The following is a 19,788-nucleotide window of genomic DNA, read 5'->3' as shown; positions in this document are numbered from 1 at the left end:
GCCTCGCTGTTGCTGGCGGACGCCGCGCACGCCGCGCGGGCGGCGGACGACGAGCGGCGCGAGGTGGCGGAGAGCCAGCTGAGCCTGGCGCTGCGCCCGCCCCGGGTTCCGGGGCCGGTTCGGGCCGCTCCGTACGGATAGCCCCGGCGGCCCGTGGCCCGGGCATCGCCGCGTCTGTCCGAGTGTCAGAATCCATCCGTCCGGCGGATTCCGCGACCGCTGCGTCGGGGGTTTCGGCCATCGGTGTGGACTGGTCCCGTGTGTCGCCGTGCATGCCAAGCTCCTGCCCGAGATCGGCGGCAGCTCCCGCGGGCCGGTCAGGGGCCAGGGGAGTACCGGGAGGACTGCTGGGTGGGGAGGACGCGCGCGACCGGAGCCTGCCCGCGCCGCCGTACCCGGCAACCTGCCCGACTCCCGCCGAGCCCGTGGTGGGGCGCCCGGGAGCCCGTGCGCGTCCCGGCGCACGCCTCCCGGGGCGCGCCCCTGGGTGACCCAACCCACCCGAGAACGAGCGGGCCGGGCCCGAGGACACGCACCGGTCCGGAGTGAACGCCGAATGGGCTAAGGAGGATGAGGGTCGGTCAACGCGAAAAGGATTCGGACGTGCTGCTTCACGGGGGGCGCCACCCGTCGCCGCACACCCCACAGCATCAACGACCTTGGTTCATAGTCGCATCACCGACGGTGATTGTGCAGCAGTACGACAGTAGTTTCGGGCCCGGCTGCAGGAGGAGCCAGTGGCGGAAATGCGGCCGACTTGCAGAGTTCACATTTGGGAGCGTGCGGGCCCGGAAAGTGCGCCCTGCGCGCCCCCCGTGCAGTCCAATGCGCCGAATGCGATCTCATCAATGGGCCGAACGGAGGGCGAATAGCCCACTTGACGCACCATCATGACGGTGTGCGCGGCTACGCTTCACGCCGTGAAGGCAATCCGCAGATTCACCGTCCGCACCGTCCTGCCCGAACAACTCCAGCCGTTGCACGAGCTGGCCCTCAACCTGCGCTGGTCCTGGCACCCCGAGACCAGGGACCTCTTCCGGTCCGTGGACCCGGAGGTCTGGGCCGCCACCGGTGAGGACCCGGTGCGGCTGCTGGGCGAGGTCCCGGCGGTGCGCCTCGCCGCGCTGGCCGCCGACCGGCGCTTCCTGCGCAGACTCGGCGACCTCGCCGACGACCTGCGCGAGTACCTCGCCGGCCCGCGCTGGTACCAGGCCGCCGAGCAGGCCGCCGACGCCCCGCTGCCCGCCGCGATCGCCTACTTCTCGCCCGAGTACGGCATCGCCGCCGCGCTGCCCCAGTACTCCGGAGGGCTCGGCATCCTGGCCGGCGACCACCTCAAGGCCGCCAGCGACCTCGGCGTGCCGGTCATCGGCGTCGGGCTGTTCTACCGGCACGGCTACTTCCGGCAGTCGCTCAGCCGGGACGGCTGGCAGCAGGAGCGCTACCCGCTGCTGGACCCGGACGAGCTCGCCGTCAGCCTGCTGCGCGAGCCCGACGGCACACCCACCCGGGTCGACCTCGCCCTGCCGGCCGGCCGCACGCTGGCCGCGCACATCTGGAAGGCCCAGGTGGGCCGCGTCCCGCTCCTGCTGCTCGACTCCGACACCGAGGCCAACTCGGCCGCCGAGCGCGACGTCACCGACCGCCTCTACGGCGGCGGCAGCGAGCACCGGCTGCTCCAGGAGATGCTGCTCGGCATCGGCGGCGTCCGCGCGGTGCGCGCCTACTGCCGGCTCACCGGGCACCCCGCCCCCGAGGTCTTCCACACCAACGAGGGCCACGCCGGCTTCCTCGGCGTGGAGCGGATCCGGGAGCTGATCGCCGGGGAGGGCCTGGGCTTCGCGGCCGCCCTGGAGTCGGTCCGCGCCGGCACCCTCTTCACCACCCACACGCCGGTCCCGGCCGGCATCGACCGCTTCGACCGCGAGCTGGTCGCCCGCCACTTCGGCGGCGACGCCGCACTGCCCGGCGTCCCGGCCGAGCAGGTCCTCGCCCTCGGCGCCGAGACCTGGCGCGGCGGCGACCCCAAGCTGTTCAACATGGCCGCCATGGGCCTGCGGCTCGCCCAGCGCGCCAACGGCGTCTCCACCCTGCACGGCGAGGTCAGCCGGGCCATGTTCAACGGGCTCTGGCCGGGCTTCGACACGACGGAGGTGCCGATCACCTCGGTCACCAACGGCGTCCACGCCGCCACCTGGATCGACCCGGCCGTGGTGTCCCTCGGTGCCGCCGCGCTCGGCGCCGAACGCGCCGAGGAGGCCATGACCACCGGCGACGCCAAGCGCTGGACGGCCCTGGAACGGATCGGCAACAGCGAGGTCTGGGACCTGCGCCGCACCCTGCGCTCCCAGCTGGTCGAGGAGGCCCGCCGCCGGGTGCGCGTCTCCTGGCGCCAGCGCGGGGCCGGGGACGCCGAGCTCGGCTGGGTCGGCTCGGTGCTCGACCCGGACGTGCTCACCATCGGCTTCGCCCGCCGGGTGCCCTCGTACAAGCGGCTCACCCTGATGCTGCGCGATCCGCAGCGGCTGCGCGCCCTGCTGCTGCACCCCACCCGCCCGGTGCAGATCGTGGTCGCCGGCAAGGCCCACCCGGCCGACGACGGCGGCAAGCGGCTGATCCAGCAGATGGTGGCCTTCGCCGACGACCCGGCGGTCCGGCACCGGATCGTCTTCCTGCCGGACTACGACATGGCGATGGCCCAGCACCTCTACCCGGGCTGCGACGTCTGGCTCAACAACCCGCTGCGCCCGCTGGAGGCCTGCGGCACCTCCGGGATGAAGGCCGCGCTCAACGGCTGCCTCAACCTGTCCGTCCTCGACGGCTGGTGGGACGAGTGGTACGACGGCCAGAACGGCTGGGCGATCCCCACCGCCGACGGGGCCGGCTCCGGGGTCCTCGACCCGGAGAGCGCCGAGGCCGAGCGGCGCGACGACATCGAGGCCGCCGCGCTGTACGACCTGATCGAGCACCAGGTGGCCGCCCGCTTCTACGACCGGGGCACGGACGGGCTGCCGCACCGCTGGATCGCCATGGTCCGGCACACCCTGGTCACCCTCGGGCCCAAGGTGCTGGCCGGCCGGATGGTCCGCGAGTACGTGGACCGGCTGTACACCCCCGCGGCGCTGGCCCAGCGGGAGCTGGCGCACGCCCCGGCCGGCGGGCGGCCGCACGCCGGGGCGCGGGAGCTGGCCGACTGGAAGGCGCGGATCCGGGAGGCCTGGCCCTCGGTACGGGTCGAGCACGTCGAGGCCGAGTGCCCGGACGAGGCGCAGGAGCTGGGCGCCGCGCTGGCGCTGCGGGTGCAGGTCACCCTGGGCGCGCTGGAGCCCGGCGACGTCGAGGTGCAGGTGGTCTCCGGGCGGGTGGACGAATCGGACGGCATCTCGGACGCCGCGCTGCTCGCCCTCAAGCCGGTCGGCGGGCCGGACCTGGACGGGCGCACCCGCTACGAGGGCTCGCTGGAGCTCTGCCGCACCGGCCCGTTCGGCTACACCGTCCGGGTGCTGCCGGCCCATCCGCTGCTGGCCTCCCCGGCCGAGCCGGGCCTGGTCGCGCTGCCGGCGGAGTCGGCGGGCATGGACGCGGTGCTGCTGCGCTGAGACCCGGCCCCCGCCGGGCCGAGGAGCCGGTGAGGGGGAGGACCGTCCGGGCCTCCCCCTCACCTCACCTCACCGTCGGGCCCGCACGTCCGGACCGGACGCCCGGGGCCCGGGCTCAGACCAGGCTCTCCCGCCAGGTGCGGTGCAGGTCGGCGAAGCGCCCGGTGCCGGCGATCAGGTCGGCGGGGCTGCCGTCCTCGACGATCCGGCCCTGTTCCATGACCAGCACCCGGTCGGCGATCTCCACGGTGGAGAGCCGGTGGGCGATGATCACGGCAGTGCGGCCGGCGAGCACCGTGCGCATCGCCCGCTGGACGGCCTGCTCGCCGGGGACGTCCAGCGAACTGGTCGCCTCGTCCAGGATCAGCACCGCCGGGTCGGCCAGCAGGGCCCGGGCGAAGGCCACCAGCTGGCGCTGTCCGGCCGAGATCCGCCCGCCGCGCTTGCGCACGTCGGTGTCGAAGCCGTCCGGCAGCGCGGCGACGAACTCGTACGCGCCGATGTCCCGGGCGGCCTGCTCGACCTCCTCGCGGGTGGCGCCGGGGCGGCCGAGGGCGATGTTCTCGGCGACCGTCCCGGAGAACAGGAAGGACTCCTGGGTCACCATGACCACCCCGCGGCGCAGTTCGGGCGTGGCGAGATCGCGCAGGTCGACGCCGTCCAGGGTGATCCGGCCGTCGGTCGGGTCGTAGAAGCGGGCCAGCAGCTTGGCCACCGTGGACTTGCCGGCACCGGTGGCGCCGACCACGGCCACGGTCTGCCCGGCGGGCAGCACCAGGTCGAAGGGCGGCAGCACCTCCTTGCCGGTGCGGTAGGCGAAGCGGGTGCCCTCGAACCGCACCTCGCGGCCCTTGGTGAGCGACTTCGGCAGGGTCACCGGCGCGGCCGGCTCGGCGACGGTCGGCTCGTGGGCGAGCAGGCCGGCGATCTTCTCCAGGGCGGCGGCGGCCGACTGGTAGCTGTTCAGGAACATCGCCAGCTGGTCGATCGGGTCGTACAGCCGGCGCAGGTAGAGCACGAGGCCGGTGAGCGCGCCGAGCGCCAGGGCGTCCTCGGTGACCATGAACGCGCCGAGCACGACCACCCCGGTGATCCACAGGTTGGCGGTGGTCCGGGACAGGCCGACGTAGCGGGCGATCTCCAGCAGACCGTCCGCGGTGGCGGTGGCCGACTGGCGGTTGACCAGGCCGAAGGCGGCGTCGTTGGCGCGCTCGCGGCGGAACGCCTGCACCGGGCGGATGCCGTTCATGGTCTCGCCGAAGCGGACGATGAGCGAGGCGGCCGCGGTGCGCGAGCGCCGGTAGACCGTGCGGGAGCGGCGCCGGAACGAGCGGGCGATCAGGAACAGCGGCCCGAAGGAGAGCAGCGAGACCAGGCCGAGCCGCCAGTCTAGCACCAGCAGCAGCACCGAGATGTAGCAGACCGACAGGAAGACCGACAGCAGCTCCTGGAGGCCCTCGGAGAGCAGTTCGCGCAGGGCGTCCACGTCGCTGGTGGCGCGGGAGATGATCCGCCCCGAGGTGTAGCGCTCGTGGAAGTCCAGGCTCAGCCGCTGCGAGTGCCGGAAGATCCGGCCGCGCAGCTCCAGCAGGATGTCCTGGTTGATCCGCGCGCTGATCTTGATGAACGCCCACTGCAGCACCGTGCTCAGCACCGCGAAGGACAGGTAGGCGGTGATCACCGCGATCAGCGGGCCGGCGTCGGAGTCGCGCAGCGCCGGGATGCCGCGGTCGATCGCGACGGCGACCAGCAGCGGCCCGGACTGCAGGGCGGCCTGCTGGACCAGGATCACCGTCATGGCGACGGCGATCCGCCGCCGGTGCGGGCCGAGCAGTTCGCGCAGCAGGGCGCGCGGGGCGCCCGGCGGGACGGGGATGTCCTCCTCGTCCGCCGGGGGCGGCGGGAGTTCCTCCTCCGGGGCGGCCTGAGCGGCGGCGTCCGCGGCGGGGCCGGCGGGTCGGTCGAGCGCGTCGTGGTCGCTCGGGGCGGGGCCGACGGTGGTGGTCATCGGGCGGGGCTCCCCTCCGGGACGGGGGCGGGCTCGCCCGACATCAGTTCGCGGTAGACGGCGGAGCCGCGCAGCAGCTCCTGGTGGGTGCCGACCGCCTCGATCCGGCCGCCGGCGAGCACGGCGACCCGGTCGGCGAGTAGCACGGTGGACGGCCGGTGGGCCACCACCAGGGCGGTGGTGGAGCCGAGCACCTGGCGCAGCGCCCGTTCGACCTGGGCCTCGGTGTGCACGTCGAGCGCGGAGAGCGGGTCGTCGAGCACCAGGAAGTCGGGCCGGCCGACCACCGCGCGGGCCAGTGCGAGCCGCTGGCGCTGGCCGCCGGACAGGCTGAGGCCCTGCTCGCCGACCTCGGTGTCGACGCCCTCGGGCAGCTTCTCGACGAAGCCGGCCTGGGCGGTGGCGAGCGCGTCGCCGAGGTCGGCGGCGGTGGCGCCGGGCGCGCCCATCAGGACGTTCTCCTTGACGGTGGCGGAGAACAGGGTGGGCTCCTCGAAGGCGACCGAGACCAGTTCGCGCAGTTCGTCGCGGGGCAGCCCGCGCACGTCCCGCCCGTCCAGGGTGATGGTGCCGCCGGTGGCCTCGTACAGCCGGGGGAGCAGGGCGGTGAGGGTGGTCTTGCCGCTGCCGGTGGCACCGACCAGGGCCATCGTCTCGCCGCTGCGGATGTGCAGGTCGACGCCCCGGAGCAGGTCGGGGGTGCCGGGCGGGGCGTCGGGGTAGCGGAAGCGGACGCCGCTGAGCCGGATGCCGTCCCGGCTGCCCGCCGGTGCGGCGCCCGCGGGGGCGGCGGTGTCGGCGGGTTCCGGCTGGTCGAGGATCTCGAAGAACCGGTCGGTGGCGGTGGCGGCCTCGTTGGCGTACGCGAGCAGCCAGCCGAGCGAGTCGACCGGCCAGCGCAGGGCGAGCGCGGTGGTGAGGAAGGCGACCAGGGTGCCGGTGCTGAGCTCGTCGTGGGCGACCAGGTAGGCGCCGGCGGCGAGCGCGCAGCCGAGGGCGAGCTCGGGCAGGCCGACGATGACCGCCCACAGGTTGGCGAGCAGCCCGGCCTTGCGCAGCTCGGTGCGGCGCAGGTCGCGGGAGTGGTCGCGGAAGCGCTCGGCCATGGAGCGGTGCCGGCCGAAGGCCTTGACGATGCGGATGCCGAGGATGGACTCCTCGATCACGGTGGCGAGGTCGCCGTTCTGGTCCTGGGCACGGCGGGCGTTCTCGGAGTAGCCGGACTCGAAGCGGCGGGTGAGCAGCAGCAGCGGGACGGCGGGCGTCAGCACGATCAGTGCGAGCCGCCAGTCCTGGGTGAACATCAGGGCCGTGCCGGACAGGAACATCACCGAGTTGACGATGATGAACACCAGCGGGAAGGTCAGGAAGAGCCGCATGGTGAACATGTCGGAGGTGGCCCGGGAGAGCAGCTGCCCCGACCCCCAGCGGTCGTGGAAGGAGACCGGCAGCCGCTGGAGCTTCGCGAAGAGGTCGCCGCGCATGGCCGTCTCGACCCCGGCGAGCGGGCGGGCCAGGATGACCCGGCGGGCGTAGAACAGCGCCGCCTCGACGAGGCCGAGGAACAGCAGCAGCGCCGCCCAGGGCCAGAGGGCGCCGAGGTCATGGTCGGCGATCGGCCCGTCCACGATCCGCCCGAGCACGGTGGTGGTGCCGAGCACGCTGAGCATGGCGATGCAGGCCGCGACCACCGAGGAGGCCAGCCGCCAGCGGATCGGCCGGACGTAGGGCCACAGGCGCAGCAGCGAGCGGACCGTCGACCGGTGGGCGGGGGGTCGGGTCGGGGGTGAGGGTTTCTCGGACATCGTCGCGAGCGTAGGTCGGGAACCCGACATTATTCATCCGGTTATTCGCACCTGTCGTCGAGTTCCGGCCACCCCGTGCGCCGGGGCCCGTGCGCCGTGGGGCGCGTCCGGCGGGCCCCGGTGCGGCAGGGGCGCACGGGCCCCGGCGGTCAGCCGGTGGCGGGGGTGCGCAGCAGCATCAGTGAGCGTCCGTCCAGCACCACGGCCTTCCCGGCGAGGTGTTCCGCGGCGCGCTGCTCCGGACCGTTCCCGAGGTCCTCGACCGCGGTGTCCAGCAGCGTCCCGTACGCCGTGCCCGGCTCGCCGGGCAGGGTGAAGGGGCGCGGCTGGTGACCGGCGTTGAGCAACAGCAGGAAGTCGTCGTCCCGCAGCGGGTTCCCGTCCGGGTCGCGCTCGCCGAGGGCGCTGCCGGAGAGCAGCATCCCCAGGCAGCCGGTCGGGGTGAACCAGTCGGCCTCGGTCATCTCCTTGCCCTGCGGGGTGAACCAGGCGAGGTCGGGCTGCCCGCCGGGGGTGGCGGCCCGGCCGGAGAAGAACGCCCGCCGGCGCAGCACCGGGTGCTCGCGCCGCAGCCGTACCAGCCGTGCGGTCAGCCGGTACAGCGCCCGCCATTCGGGGTCGTCCAGCAGGCTCCAGTCAAGCCAGCTGACCTCGTTGTCCTGGCAGTACGCGTTGTTGTTGCCGCCCTGGGTGCGGCCGAGCTCGTCGCCGGCGGTGAGCATCGGCACCCCGGCGGAGAGCAGCAGGGTGGCCAGCAGGTTGCGCAGCTGCCGCCGCCGCAGCGCCCGGACGGCGGGGTCGGTGCTCTCGCCCTCGGCGCCGTGGTTCCAGGAGCGGTTGTCGTCGGTGCCGTCGCGGTTCTGCTCGCCGTTGGCCTCGTTGTGCTTGCGGTCGTAGCTGACCAGGTCGCGCAGGGTGAACCCGTCGTGGGCGGTGACGAAGTTGACCGAGGCGTACGGGCGGCGCCCGCCGCGCTGGTAGAGGTCGGAGGAGCCGGAGAGCCGGTAGCCGAGCTCCCGTACGTCGGGGCGGGCGCCGCGCCAGAAGTCCCGGACGGTGTCGCGGTAGCGGTCGTTCCACTCGGCCCACAGCGGGGGGAAGCCGCCGACCTGGTAGCCGCCCATGCCGACGTCCCAGGGCTCGGCGATCAGCTTGACCCGGCTGAGCACCGGGTCCTGGGCGACGGCGGAGAGGAACGGGTGCTCCATGTCGACCCCGTCGCCGCCGCGGGCCAGCGCGGCGGCGAGGTCGAAGCGGAAGCCGTCCACGCCCATCTCGGTGACCCAGTAGCGCAGCGAGTCGGTGATCAGCCGCACGACCTGGGGCCGCCGGGTGTCCAGGGTGTTGCCGCAGCCGGTGTAGTCGGCGTAGCCGCGCGGGCGGTTGTGCGGCAGCCGGTAGTAGCCGGCGTTGTCGATGCCGCGCAGCGAGAGGGTGGGCCCGAGCTCGGAGGCCTCGGCGGTGTGGTTGTAGACCACGTCGAGGATGACCTCGATCCCGGCCGCGTGCAGGGCCCGGACCATCCGCTTGAACTCGCCGACCTGGCCGCCGCGGCTGCCGGAGGAGGAGTAGCCGGCGTGCGGGGCGAAGTAGCCGACGGTGTTGTACCCCCAGTAGTTGACCAGCCCGCGGGCCTGGAGGTGGTCCTCGTCGGCGTACTGGTGGACCGGCAGCAGCTCCACGGCGGTGACGCCGAGGCCGGTGAGGTGGGCGATCGCGGCCGGGTGGGCGAGGCCGGCGTAGGTGCCGCGCAGTTCGGGCGGGACCTCGGGGTGGCGCATGGTGAAGCCGCGCACATGGGTCTCGTACAGTACGGTCTCGGCCCAGGGGGTCTTGGGCCGGCGGTCGTCGTACCAGTCGTCCTCGTCGTGGACGACCACCGAGCGGGGCACGAAGCGGGCCGAGTCGCGGTTGTCCCGGACGGTGTCCGCGACCTCGGCCTCGGGCCAGTTGCGCACCGCCGAGCAGACCGCGTCGTCGGCGGTGTAGCAGCCGTCGACGGCCCGCGCGTACGGGTCGAGCAGCAGTTTGGCCGGGTTCCAGCGGGCGCCGGTCCAGGGGTCCCAGCGGCCGTGGACGCGGTAGCCGTAGCGGGTGCCGGGGCCGACGCCGGGTACGAAGCCGTGCCAGGTCTGGAGGGTGTGCTCCTCCAGCCGGAGTCTGGTCTCCCGGCCGTCCTCGTCGAAGAGGCAGAGGTCGACGGCCTCGGCGCCGGCGGCCCAGAGGGCGAAGTTGGTGCCCCGGCGGCCCCGGGCGTCGGCGCGGCAGCGGGCGCCCAGCGGCTGCCAGCTGCCGGGCCAGGGCGGATCCGCGACGGGCCCCTCCGGCCCCGGCGCTCCGGCTTCCCGCTGCTGCCACGTCATGCCGTCACCCTCCCGGTCGGGGTGTCCCGGACCCCGTTCACTTCCTGTTCCCTGATCGTTCCCTGATCCCACGGATCGGAAGCGGTCGACCTGCGGCCCGGCGTGTCCCCGGTGTGCTCCGAGGCGCCCCGAGGTGCCCCGGCGTGTCCCGGGGTGCGCGCGGTCGTTGTGCCCGGTACCGGACGCGAGAGGCGGGAGGCCCGGGATGCGCCCCGGACGGCGGGTGTGGGTGCGGGCGGCGGCCGCGGGGGCGGGGCTGGCCCTGCTGACCGGCTGCGTCGGCGGTGGCGGCCGGGCCGGGGGGTCCTCGCCGGCCCACGGCCACGCCGGGCCGCCGCCGGTCTCCCGCGCCACACTCACCGCGCTGCCCGCCGACGGCACCCGGGACGTCGCGCCGCAGGGCCCGGTCCGGGTCACCGTGACGCAGGGCCGGCTGGTGTCCGTACGGCTGGCGGACGCCCGGGGCACCGAGGTGCCGGGCACGATCACCGGGGACGGCGGCACCTGGATGCCGGACGGGCTGCTGCCGCTGGCCACCGCGTTCACCCTGGAGGCGGTCGCCGAGGACGGGCAGGGGCTGCGGGCGGCCCGGCGCACCGCCTTCTCCACCGCGGCCAGGGCGCACACCTTCGTGGCCTTCTTCACCCCCGAGGACGGCTCGACGGTCGGCGTGGGGATGCCGGTCTCGCTGCGCTTCAGCCGTCCGATCACCGACCGGGCGGCGGTGGAGCGGGCGGTGTCGGTGAGCGCGGTGCCGCCGGTGCGGGTGGCCGCGCACTGGTTCGGGGACCAGCGGCTGGACCTGCGGCCGCAGCGGTACTGGGCGGCCGGCACCAGGGTCAGGGTCGAGCTGCGGCTGAAGGACGTGGAGGGCGCGCCCGGCGAGTACGGCACCCAGTCCAAGGACGTCCGCTTCACGATCGGCCGGGCCCAGGTCAGCACGGTCGACCTGGACGCGCACACGCTGACCGTCCGGCAGGGGGCGGAGGTGCTGCGCACCCTCGCGGTCTCCGGCGGTGATCCCGCCCACACCACCTACCGTGGCGCGCTGGTGGTCTCCGAGAAGTTCAGGGTGACCCGGATGAACTCGCAGACCGTCGGCATGGGTGACGAGTACGACATCGAGGACGTGCCGCACGCGATGCGGCTGACCACCTCGGGCACCTTCGTCCACGGCAACTACTGGGCCGATCCGGCGGTCTTCGGCACCGCCAACACCAGCCACGGCTGCATCGGCCTGGCCGACAGCAAGGGCGGCACGGCCGCGGACACCCCGGCGGGCTGGCTGTTCGAGCACACCATCCCCGGTGACGTGATCGAGGTGAGGGGCTCCGCCGGGGAGGTCGTCCCGCCGCACAACGGCCTCAACGGCTGGAACCTGCCCTGGGACCGGTGGCTGGCGGGCAGCGCCCTCGGCACGGAGTGACCCGCCGGTAACACCCCGTGCGCGGGCCGCCGATTCACCCCGACTCCACCCGGATCCTCCCGAGGATTCACTCATCCGGCCCAGTTATCCTGCTTCCGCGCCGGGGCCCGGTGCGAAAGATCGCCGTCCGGTGCAACCCGTCCGGGCATTCGTGCGTGTATTCAGGATGAATACCGGGAGGGGAGAGACCGTGAAGCCGGTGAGGGCGGCCGACGCCGCGATACGTACCAGCCAGAGCAAGGCTCGGCGGGGCGCGGTGGCGCTGTTGATGGGCGGGGTGCTGCTGGCCAGTGCCGCGTGTACGGGGGACAAGGACAGCGGCGGTCAGGCCGGTGGGAACGGGGACGCGGCGGCGACCGCGGGCGCGACGGCCGGCGGCACCGCCCCGGCGACGGGCCAGGGCACGCCGGCCCCGGCCAAGACCTCGGCCGCGGTGCTGACGGTCGACCCCAAGGACGGGGCGGACGACGTGCCGACCACCGGCCTGAAGGTCGCGGTGGCCAACGGCAAGCTGAGCACCGTCGAGGTGACCGACAAGAACGGCAAGCCGGTCGAGGGCACGATCAGCCCCGACGGCGCGGGCTGGAAGCCCAACGCGGCGCTCGCCGTCGGCATGGCGTACAAGGTGAACGCGCAGGCCAAGGACGCCGACGGCCAGGTGGTCGCGTCCACGACCACCTTCACCACGCTGACCCCGGCGAAGACGGTGTCCACCAACGACAACATCACCGACAACGCCACCTACGGCGTCGGCATGATCGTCTCGGTGGTGTTCAACAAGGACATCAAGAACAAGGACGCCGTCGTCGGCGGCATCAAGTTCGAGACCAACAACGGCACCGAGGTCAAGGGCCACTGGTTCGGCAACCGGCGGGTGGACTTCCGTCCGGCCGAGTACTGGAAGCCGGGCACCAAGGTCGTCATGAAGTACCGGCTGAAGAACGTCGAGATCGCCCCCGGCGTCTACGGCGACGTGGAGAAGGACCAGCCGTTCACCATCGGCCGGTACCAGGTCTCGGTCGCCGACTCGGCCGCCCACACCATGACCATCGACCGCGACGGCAAGAAGACCACCGTCCCGGTCACCCTGGGCGACGAGAAGAACCCGTCCTGGAACGGCAAGATGGTGATCTCCAGCAAGGAGAAGGTCACCCGGATGAACTCGCAGACCGTGGGTCTCGGCGAGGAGTACGACATCCAGGACGTGCCGCACGCCATGCGGCTGACCACCTCGGGCACCTTCGTCCACGGCAACTACTGGGCGAACCCGTTCGGCAAGACCAACGCCAGCCACGGCTGCATCTCGATGCAGGACATCAAGGGCGGCAGCGACAGCTCGGTGGCCGGCAAGTTCTTCAACGACTCGATCATCGGTGACGTGGTCGAGGTCAAGAACTCCAAGGAGAAGACGGTCGCCCCCGACAACGGCCTGAGCGGCTGGAACGTCGGCTGGGCGAACTGGTAGACCACCCCGCCCGGTAGCCGCTCCGGCTCCCGGTGAGCCCCCGGAAGATCTCCGTTCGGGCACCTTTCGGCAACGACCGGCCCGGCCCCTCACTCGATGGGGTCGGGCCGGTCGTCCTTCATGCGTAACTGTCCTCCGAACGGCGCAACCTTTCGGGTGTCGTCGGCGTGTAACTGGCGGAACGCATGGGAGGGAGTCGGCTGTGAAGTCGATACGCAAGGTGGTGGCCGCCGGGGTGCTCGGCGGTGTGATGGTGCTGACCAGTGCCTGCAGCGGGGGCGGGAGCGGTTCGGCGGCCAAGGCGGAGCTGGGCGGGGGCGCGGCCGCGGGGGCCGCGTCGACGGCCCCGGCGGCGCCCGCGACGCCCGCGGTCTCGGCGGCCGTGCTGGACGTCCGGCCGAAGGACGGCGCGGCGGACGTGGCACCGGGGGCGGTCGGGGTGTCGGTGGCCGGCGGCAAGCTCACCCAGGTCAAGGTGACCGACGCGGCCGGCAAGGAGGTGCCCGGGACGACGGCCCCGGACGGCGGCAGCTGGGCCCCGACCACCAACCTCGCGGTCGGCACCGCCTACCGGCTCAGCGCCCAGGCCGCGGACGCCAACGGCGTGGTCGCCACGGCGAGCTCGTCCTTCACCACGCTGACCCCGAAGGCCGAGGCCGCCCCGAGCGACAACATCGCCGACGACGCGACCTACGGCGTCGGCATGATCGTCTCGGTGGAGTTCGACAAGGCGGTGAAGAACAAGGACGCCGTGCTGAAGGGGATCACCTTCGAGACCGACAACGGCACGGCCGTGAAGGGCCACTGGTTCGGCGACAAGCGGGTGGACTTCCGCCCGGAGAAGTACTGGACGCCGGGCACCAAGGTCACCGTGAAGTACCGGCTGAAGAGCGTGGAGGTCGCGCCGGGCGTCTACGGGGGCGTCGACCGGGACGAGCCCTTCACGATCGGGCGGTCCCAGACCTCGGTGGTTGACGCCAAGACCCACCGGATGACGGTGACCAAGGACGGGCAGAGCTCGGTCATCGACATCACCTCCGGCTCGCCGGAGCACCCGACCTGGAACGGCGTGATGGTCATCTCCTCCAAGGAGGGCGTGGTCCGGATGCAGTCCAGCTCGATGCCCGGGATGACCGGCGCCCCGTACGACCTCCAGGTGCCGCACTCGATGCGCCTGACCACCTCCGGGACGTACGTGCACGGAAACTACTGGAGCAACGCCTTCGGCGAGGACAACGTCAGCCACGGCTGCGTCGGCCTCAAGGACGTCAAGGGCGGCGGCGCCGGCACCTCGGCGGGCACCTTCTACGACGGCTCGCTGATCGGTGACGTGATCAAGGTGCAGAATTCCTCGCGCGGCCAGGTCGAGCCGGACAACGGCCTCAGCGGCTGGAACCTCGACTGGAGTGCCTGGTAGGAGCGGTTGTGCGGCAACCCGGGCTTGACGTTCGAACGGCCCGGGTTGCGTCCGGCATATGCCGGAGCGGTGGTGATCGTTTGTTCATTGTCCGTACGCGGCCGCTTGCGTTCCGCAATGATGGGGCGCATGGCGGGTTGGGGCGAAACAGATCAGTCATCACATCCGGGCACCAGCTTGATCGCTGACGTTCCGTCGGTGAGCTTCCTGCGGGAGCTGGCGGCCCTGGAACGGCGCAGCTCCGAGGAGCTGGAACAGATGTACTTCGACAAGCTGTGCGATCAGACGGAACCGGGCGAGGTGCGGCTCCCGTCCCGGCCGGAATCCTGCCCGCTGGCGCGCAGGCTGGTGCTCTCGGTGCTCCAGTCCTGGGAGCTGCACCAGCAGCTGGAGGCCGGTGAACTGCTCACCAGCGAGCTGGTCTCCAACGCCGTGCGCCACGCCGGCGGGCGCACCATCGGTCTGCAGATCACCCGCCGGCCGGGCTGGCTGCGGATCGAGGTCCGCGACTCCTCCCGTTCGCTGCCCTGCATGATCATGGCCGATCCGCTGCCGGTCAACGAGCGGGGGCGCGGCCTCGTGGTGGTCGACGACCTGGCCGACCGCTGGGGCGCGGACCTGCTGCCGCGGGGCAAGGGCGTCTGGTTCGAGCTGAAGACCCGCGAGCGGGGGCACTGAGCCGCCCGTCGCGACCGGAACCCCGCCCCCTCGCCTCCCCGCCGCCGGAAACACGCAGGGCCCCCGATACCGCCGTGGTCCGGCGCGTGGGGGCCCCTGCAGGTCATCGCGCCGGCCAAGGGGGTGCGTGCCGCGCGATGGGTGACGGCCGTGCCGGGTCGGGCCGGCCGTGGTTCGCGTCCAGGGGTGACCGCGGTGTTCGCGCCCGCCGCTGGACTGCGTCGACTATCGCATGGATCTCAGCATGTGGGCAAACCGAGCGGCTTGGAAACCAAGGCTTGTAACCCAGTTCACCTTTGCTATTTGCATGGGTTAACGCGCTCGCCTGTGATTATTCATGATCGATACTTTTCCGTAGCGATCCCCGTACCCCGCGTGCGACCCTCGGGCGCGGAAGACGATCGCGAGTCCGCGCGCCCGCCCCGGGAACGCGCGGGCCCCGGGACGGACGGTCCGTCCCGGGGCCGGGGTGTCAGGGTGCGGGGGGTGTCAGCACTCGATGACGTTGACGGCGAGGCCGCCGCGCGAGGTCTCCTTGTACTTGATCTTCATATCGGCGCCGGTCTCCTTCATGGTCTTGATCGCCTTGTCGAGGGAGACGTGGTGGCGGCCGTCGCCGCGCAGGGCCATCCGGGCGGCGGTGACGGCCTTCACGGAGGCCATGCCGTTGCGCTCGATGCACGGGATCTGGACCAGGCCGCCGACCGGGTCGCAGGTGAGGCCCAGGTTGTGCTCGATGCCGATCTCGGCCGCGTTCTCGACCTGCTCGGGGGTGCCACCGAGGACCTCGGCGAGGCCGCCGGCCGCCATCGAGCAGGCGGAGCCGACCTCGCCCTGGCAGCCGACCTCGGCGCCGGAGATGGAGGCGTTCTCCTTGAAGAGCATGCCGATCGCGCCGGCGGCGAGGAGGAAGCGGACGATGCCCTCGTCGTCGGCGCCCGGGATGAAGTTCAGGTAGTAGTGCAGAACGGCCGGGATGATGCCGGCGGCGCCGTTGGTGGGCGCGGTGACCACGCGGCGGCCGGAGGCGTTCTCCTCGTTCACGGCCATCGCGTAGAGGGTCACCCACTCCATGGCGTTGGCCGGGCCGATGCCCTCGGCGCGCAGCGCCCGGGCGCCGGAGGCCGCGCGGCGGCGGACCTTGAGGCCGCCGGGCAGGATGCCCTCGCGGGACATGCCGGCGCGCACGCACTCCTGCATGACCCGCCAGATCTCCAGCAGACCGGCCCGGATCTCCTCCTCGGTGCGCCAGGCCTTCTCGTTCTCCAGCATCAGGCCGGAGATGGACAGGCCGGTCTCCCGGGTGAGGCGCAGCAGCTCCTCGCCGGTGCGGAAGGGGTAGCGCAGCGCGGTGTCGTCCGGCTTGACGCGCTCGGCGCCGATGGCGTCCTCGTCGACCACGAAGCCGCCGCCGACCGAGTAGTAGGTCTTCTCCAGCAGGGTCCGCCCGTCGGCGCCGAACGCCCAGAGGGTCATGCCGTTGGCGTGGTACGGCAGCGAGCGGCGCCGGTGCAGGACCAGCTGGGTGTCGGGGTCGAAGTCGATCGGGTGGACGCCGAGCAGGTTGATCCGCTTCTCGGCCCCTATCCGCTCGACGTCCTGGTCGGCCCGGTCGACGTCGACGGTGCGCGGGGAGTTGTTCTCCAGGCCCAGCAGGACGGCCTTGGGGGTGCCGTGGCCGTGGCCGGTGGCGCCGAGGGAGCCGTACAGCTCGGCGCGGACGGCGGTGACGTCCGTCAGCAGGCCCTCGGACTTCAGTCGGCGGGCGAACATCCGGGCGGCGCGCATCGGGCCGACGGTGTGCGAGCTGGAGGGGCCGATGCCGATGGAGAAGAGGTCGAAGACGCTGATGGCCACGGGGTGACGTCCTTGTCTGGTCTCGTGGAAGGACAGGGCGGTGCATGGAACGGGGCACCGCGCGCACATTCCAGTGTGCGCGGTGCCCCGGAACAACAGGTGGCCCGCCGGAGTGAGGCCGGTCACCAGGAGGGGTACGCGGTGGGTACCCCGGGCCGAATCAGAGGTTCGGGTAGAGCGGGTACTTCTCGGCCAGCGCGCTGACCCGGGCCTTCAGGGCGGTGGCGGTGGCCTCGTCGAAGGCCGGCTTGAGGGCCTCGGCGATGATGTCGGCGACCTCGCGGAAGTCCTCGGCCTGGAAGCCGCGGGTGGCGAGGGCCGGGGTGCCGATCCGCAGGCCGGAGGTGACCATCGGCGGGCGGGGGTCGTTCGGGATGGCGTTGCGGTTGACCGTGATGCCGACCTCGTGGAGGCGGTCCTCGGCCTGCTGGCCGTCGAGCTGGCTGTTGCGCAGGTCGACCAGGACCAGGTGGACGTCGGTGCCGCCGGACAGCACCGAGACGCCGGCCTCGGCCACGTCGGCCCGCAGCAGGCGCTCGGCGAGGATCTTGGCGCCGTCCAGGGTGCGCTGCTGGCGCTCCTTGAACTCCTCCGAGGCGGCGACCTTGAAGGCCACGGCCTTGGCGGCGATCACGTGCTCCAGCGGGCCGCCCTGCTGGCCGGGGAAGACCGCGGAGTTGATCTTCTTGGCGTGCTCGGCCTTGGAGAGGATGACGCCGCCGCGCGGGCCGCCCAGGGTCTTGTGGGTCGTGGTGGTGACCACGTCCGCGAACGGCACCGGGTTGGGGTGCAGGCCCGCGGCGACCAGACCGGCGAAGTGCGCCATGTCGACCATGAGCAGCGCGCCGACCTCGTCGGCGATCCGGCGGAACTCGGCGAAGTCCAGCTGGCGCGGGTAGGCGGACCAGCCGGCGATGATCAGCTTCGGCTGGTGCTCCTTGGCGAGGCGCTCGACCTCGGCCATGTCGACCTGGCTGGTCTTCTCGTCGACGTGGTACGCGACCACGTTGTAGAGCTTGCCGGAGAAGTTGATCTTCATGCCGTGGGTCAGGTGACCGCCGTGGGCCAGGTTCAGGCCCAGGATGGTGTCGCCCGGCTTGATCAGCGCGAACATCGCGGCGGCGTTGGCCTGCGCGCCGGAGTGCGGCTGGACGTTGGCGTGCTCGGCGCCGAACAGGGCCTTGATCCGGTCGATGGCGATCTGCTCGGCCACGTCGACGTGCTCGCAGCCGCCGTAGTAGCGGCGGCCGGGGTAGCCCTCGGCGTACTTGTTGGTCAGCACCGAGCCCTGGGCCTCCATGACCGCCACCGGGGCGAAGTTCTCGGAGGCGATCATTTCCAGGGTGGACTGCTGGCGGTGCAGCTCCGCGTCGACCGCGGCGGCGATCTCCGGGTCGAGGGCGTGCAGGGACTGGTTGAGAACCGTCATGGTGTGCTTCCCGGGGAGGAGAGAGTCAGGGACGGCCGGCGCGCGGGGCGGCCGCCGCGCTGCGGCCGCCCCGACGGGTGGCTCAGGCCGAGGGGTTGGTCAGGGCGGTGTACTCGTCGGCGGTCAGCACCTTGCCGGTGGCCTCGACGCGGACCTTGAACAGCCAGCCGGCCTCGAACGGGTCGCTGTTGACCAGGCCGTTGTCGTCCAGGACGTCCTGGTTGATCTCGGTGACCTCGCCGGTCACCGGGGAGTACAGGTCGCTGACCGACTTGGTGGACTCGAGCTCGCCACAGGTCTCACCGGCGGTGACGCTGGCGCCGACCTCGGGGAGCTGCACGTAGACGATGTCACCGAGCGCGTCGGCCGCGTGCTTGGTGATGCCGATCGTCGACACACCGTCCTCGGCGGCGGTCAGCCACTCGTGCTCCTCGGTGTACTGCAGGTGCTGGGGGTTGCTCATGGCGTCATTCTCCAGGATGGGAAGCGGGTACGACGAAGCGGTCCGTCGGGCGGACGACACTCGGAAGGGTGGAAGGCCTGGCCCGGGGCCCGGGAGGGGGCCCGGGCTCCCGGTACGGGTGCCTCAGCGGGCGCGCTTGTAGAACGGCAGCGCCACGACCTGCACCGGCTCGTGCTTGCCGCGCACGTCCACGGCGACGGTGGTGCCGGGGGCCGCGTGGGCGGCGTCCACGTACGCGATGGCGATCGGCTTGCCCAGGGTGGGGGAGGGGGCGCCGGAGGTGATCCGGCCGATCGGCTCGCCCTCGGTGGAGACCACGGTGTACTCGGCGCGCGGGACGCGCTTGCCCTCGGAGACCAGGCCGACCAGCACCCGCGGCGGGTTGGCCTCGGCCTCGGCGGCGGCCTTCTCCAGGGCCTTGCGGCCGACGAAGGCGCCGTCGTTGGTGGTCTTGTCGAAGCGGACGACCCGGCCGAGGCCCGCGTCGAACGGGGTCAGCTCGGTGGACAGCTCGTGCCCGTACAGCGGCATGCCGGCCTCCAGGCGCAGCGTGTCGCGGCAGGACAGGCCGCACGGGACCAGGCCGCGGCCGGTGCCGGCCCCGGTGAGCGCGTTCCAGATGTGCTCGGCGTCGGCGGGGCCGCAGAAGATCTCGAAGCCGTCCTCGCCGGTGTAGCCGGTACGGGCCAGCAGCACCTCGCGGCCGGCCACCCGGGCCGGGAGGATCGCGTAGTACTTCAGGCCGGGCAGGTCGGCGTCGGTGGTGTCGGCCAGGATCGCGGTGGACTCCGGGCCCTGGACGGCGATCAGCGAGTAGGCGTCGCGGTCGTCGTTCACGACCACGTCGAAGCCCTTGGCGCGGGCGGTCAGCTCGTCCAGCACCAGCTGAGCGTTGGAGGCGTTGGCGACGACCAGGAAGGAGTCCTCGCGCAGGCGGTAGACGATCAGGTCGTCCAGGATGCCGCCGTCCTCGGCGCAGATCATGGTGTAGCGGGCGCGCAGCACGCCGAGCGCGGAGACGAAGCCGACCAGGGAGTGGTCCAGCATCTCGCCGGCCTGCGGGCCGGTGACGGTGATCTCGCCCATGTGGGAGAGGTCGAACAGACCGGCCTTGGTGCGGACGGCGAGGTGCTCCTCGCGCTCGCTGCCGTAGCGCAGCGGCATGTCCCAGCCGGCGAAGTCGGTCATGGTGGCGCCGAGGGCGCGGTGCAGCGCGTCGAGCGCGGTGAGGCGGAGGGACGACATGGCCAGGAACTCCTCGGTCGGGGCACTCAGGTG

Annotated in this window: 12 protein-coding genes; 5 read left to right on the top strand and 7 right to left on the bottom strand. The window is 72.6% G+C overall.

Going from position 1 to position 19,788, the window contains the following annotated elements; all coding sequences use genetic code 11:
* Nucleotides 1-920 precede the first annotated feature (920 nt).
* Nucleotides 921-3,599, top strand: coding sequence for an alpha-glucan family phosphorylase (glgP, locus tag ACWEQL_RS10545; protein ID WP_452149818.1), 2,679 nt, complete (start codon nt 921-923; stop codon nt 3,597-3,599).
* Between the two features lie 115 nt (nt 3,600-3,714).
* Here the strand turns inward: glgP and ACWEQL_RS10540 are convergent, their stop codons facing one another.
* From ACWEQL_RS10540 to glgX, 3 genes are all read right to left on the bottom strand, one after another.
* Nucleotides 3,715-5,607, bottom strand: a complete 1,893-nt coding sequence (locus tag ACWEQL_RS10540) for an ABC transporter ATP-binding protein (RefSeq protein ID WP_452149817.1) — start codon at nt 5,605-5,607, stop codon at nt 3,715-3,717.
* The gene (locus tag ACWEQL_RS10535) at nt 5,604-7,412 is read right to left on the bottom strand and encodes an ABC transporter ATP-binding protein (RefSeq protein ID WP_452149816.1); all 1,809 of its coding nucleotides are present in this window, start codon (nt 7,410-7,412) and stop codon (nt 5,604-5,606) included. The genes ACWEQL_RS10540 and ACWEQL_RS10535 overlap by 4 nt, the downstream gene beginning before the upstream one ends.
* 149 nt (nt 7,413-7,561) lie before the next feature.
* Nucleotides 7,562-9,775: a glycogen debranching protein GlgX gene (gene glgX, locus ACWEQL_RS10530; protein ID WP_452149815.1), complete on the bottom strand. Its 2,214-nt coding sequence runs from the start codon at nt 9,773-9,775 to the stop codon at nt 7,562-7,564.
* A 205-nt stretch (nt 9,776-9,980) separates the two neighbouring features.
* Here glgX and ACWEQL_RS10525 point away from each other — a divergent pair, with 205 nt between their 5' ends.
* The 4 genes from ACWEQL_RS10525 to ACWEQL_RS10510 all read left to right on the top strand — a co-directional run bounded on the left by ACWEQL_RS10525 (nt 9,981) and on the right by ACWEQL_RS10510 (nt 14,761).
* A complete protein-coding gene (locus tag ACWEQL_RS10525) occupies nt 9,981-11,201 on the top strand; it encodes a L,D-transpeptidase (RefSeq protein WP_452149814.1) in 1,221 nt (406 codons plus the stop codon).
* A 190-nt stretch (nt 11,202-11,391) separates the two neighbouring features.
* Nucleotides 11,392-12,666, top strand: coding sequence for a L,D-transpeptidase (locus tag ACWEQL_RS10520; RefSeq protein WP_452149813.1), 1,275 nt, complete (start codon nt 11,392-11,394; stop codon nt 12,664-12,666).
* Between the two features lie 202 nt (nt 12,667-12,868).
* Nucleotides 12,869-14,083, top strand: coding sequence for a L,D-transpeptidase (locus ACWEQL_RS10515; RefSeq protein ID WP_452149812.1), 1,215 nt, complete (start codon nt 12,869-12,871; stop codon nt 14,081-14,083).
* A 198-nt stretch (nt 14,084-14,281) separates the two neighbouring features.
* The gene (locus tag ACWEQL_RS10510; RefSeq protein ID WP_452149811.1) at nt 14,282-14,761 is read left to right on the top strand and encodes an ATP-binding protein; all 480 of its coding nucleotides are present in this window, start codon (nt 14,282-14,284) and stop codon (nt 14,759-14,761) included.
* A gap of 489 nt (nt 14,762-15,250) precedes the next feature.
* Here the strand turns inward: ACWEQL_RS10510 and ACWEQL_RS10505 are convergent, their stop codons facing one another.
* From ACWEQL_RS10505 to gcvT, 4 genes are all read right to left on the bottom strand, one after another.
* Nucleotides 15,251-16,618 (bottom strand): L-serine ammonia-lyase, encoded by a 1,368-nt coding sequence (locus ACWEQL_RS10505; RefSeq protein ID WP_452149810.1) that lies wholly within the window; start codon nt 16,616-16,618, stop codon nt 15,251-15,253.
* A 160-nt stretch (nt 16,619-16,778) separates the two neighbouring features.
* Nucleotides 16,779-18,047, bottom strand: a complete 1,269-nt coding sequence (glyA, locus tag ACWEQL_RS10500; RefSeq protein WP_452149809.1) for a serine hydroxymethyltransferase — start codon at nt 18,045-18,047, stop codon at nt 16,779-16,781.
* Nucleotides 18,048-18,129: 82 nt separating this feature from the next.
* A complete protein-coding gene (gcvH, locus tag ACWEQL_RS10495) occupies nt 18,130-18,510 on the bottom strand; it encodes a glycine cleavage system protein GcvH (RefSeq protein WP_452149808.1) in 381 nt (126 codons plus the stop codon).
* Nucleotides 18,511-18,633: 123 nt separating this feature from the next.
* Complete coding sequence (gene gcvT / locus ACWEQL_RS10490) at nt 18,634-19,755, bottom strand: glycine cleavage system aminomethyltransferase GcvT (protein ID WP_452149807.1); 1,122 nt, start codon at nt 19,753-19,755, stop codon at nt 18,634-18,636.
* Nucleotides 19,756-19,788: the final 33 nt, after the last annotated feature.

The sequence above is a fragment of the Kitasatospora sp. NPDC004240 genome (genome assembly GCF_053603215.1).
The sequence above is the reverse complement of the archived record's forward strand: the minus strand, read 5'-3'. Positions and strand labels throughout refer to the sequence as shown.